Genomic DNA, 1,690 nt, shown 5'->3' on the forward strand with positions numbered 1-1,690 from the left:
GCAGGCACTGCTGCCGCACCTGCAGCGCATCGGCGTGCTCGACGGGCGCCGCGTCACCGTGCTGGCCAGCGCGTTGCCGATGGCGGGGATCGAGCAGCGGCTCGATGCCGCGGCCAGTCACTGGCCCGGCGATGCGACGCTGCGCGACTTCCGTGCCGATCCCGTGCTTGTGCATGCCGAGACGCTGGCGTTTGCCCGTGCGAAGGCCGTGGTCACGCCGCACGCGGAGATCGCCCGGCAACTCGCGAAGTCGGCGCCGCATGCGGCATTGATGCGGCTCGACTGGATGCTGCCCCCGGTCAAGGCTGCTGCGGCCGTCGAACGCAAGGGGCCGCCGCTCGTCGTGTTCGCCGCAAGCGCACTGGCACGCAAGGGCGCGCGCGAGCTTGCCGCTGCACTGCAAGACTGGCCGTACCGGCTGCGTGTGATGGGTTCGCCTTCGGACGACAAGCAGCTCTGGCGTGGCATCGCGCACATCGAACACATGAACTGGCAAGGCGACTGGCTGGCCGGCGCCAGCGTCGTCGTGCTGCCTGCGCACGTCGAGCACGCGCCGCGCGCGGTACTGCGCGCCGTGGCGGCGGGCGTGCCCGTGGTCGCCTCGACCGCTTGTGGCCTCGCCAACCTGCCCGGCGTGCGCGAGGTGGCGCCGGGCGACGTGGAGGCCCTGCGCGCCGCATTGCAGGCCGCCTGCATCCCCTGAACGGAGAAGACACGTGGCATCGATCGAACAGGCTCGCGCAGCGCTGGCTCCCCATGGTGCGCTGGCGTCGCAATCCGCCGCCGAGCATTGGCGCGGAGAGATCCCTCTGCCGGCCGCCGTCGAAACCTTCTACGCACAGGTCGGCCCGCTCGGCGAGTGGATCAACGACCGCGTGGGTCATGAGGGCCTCACGGTGCCGACCGCCGGCAACCCCTTCAGCATTCCGCCGCTCGCGCGCCTGTGGGAACTGCAGGCCGGCTACCGTTGGCATGGCATCACCGGCGAGCGCATTGCCGAATGGCCCGATCACTGGCTGGTGGTGGCCGACCAGGGAGCGGACCCCTTCATCTTCGACCTGAACACAGGCGCGATACAGTTCGCCCGGCACGGCGAGGGTGCATGGAAAGACGATGCACCGATCTTTGCCGACATCCTCGAGATGGCCGTGTGCCTCGGCACCATCGGCCAGGTCTGGGACGAGGCGGGCGACGACATCTTCATGGACGACTGTTCCGTCAACCCGGTGCACCGCGCGCGCCTGATCGAGCGGCTCACGCCGCTGATCGGTGCCAGCGAGGCCGGCGACATCGCGGACCTGTTCGACTGGTAGTCAGCTGGCGCGCGGCAAGAAAAAATAACACGGAAGCAGCACTGCAATGACCATCGACCTCCAGACGCTCAAGTGCGGCGAATGCGGCAGCAGCGTGCTCAAGCGCACCGGCCTCAACGAATACACCTGCGACCACTGCGGCTCGGTCACGCTGGTGGAAGACAACGTGTCCGACCGGCTGGAGCGTGTGCTCAACCAGGTGAAGAGCGAAGCCGGCCGCCAGCTCGCGGCCGAAGAGGCGCTGAGGCAGAAGCTGGTGCTGCGCAAGGTCGGCATAGCCGTGGCCATCCTGCTGGGCGTGGTGCTGGTGTTTCGCGTGGTGGGCTTGTTCTTCTTCGACTCCCGCGATGCCACGTCCGGTGCGCCGCGCTCCGTGG

Annotated in this window: 2 protein-coding genes and 1 pseudogene; all 3 read left to right on the forward strand. The window is 68.8% G+C overall.

The genetic code is table 11. From position 1 onward, the window contains the following. On the forward strand, positions 1-703 hold a 703-nt coding region (locus ACSFA3_RS22645; protein ID WP_435507724.1), incomplete at its 5' end, for a glycosyltransferase. A gap of 13 nt (positions 704-716) precedes the next feature. Continuing rightward, positions 717-1,313, forward strand: a complete 597-nt coding sequence (locus ACSFA3_RS22650) for a hypothetical protein (RefSeq protein ID WP_435471310.1) — start codon at positions 717-719, stop codon at positions 1,311-1,313. A gap of 46 nt (positions 1,314-1,359) precedes the next feature. Then, positions 1,360-1,690 (forward strand): annotated as a pseudogene (locus ACSFA3_RS22655) (FxLYD domain-containing protein); the annotation flags it as partial.

It is taken from the genome of Variovorax glucosi (assembly GCF_051216695.1).
In the GTDB taxonomy this organism is placed as follows: Bacteria; Pseudomonadota; Gammaproteobacteria; order Burkholderiales; family Burkholderiaceae_C; genus Variovorax.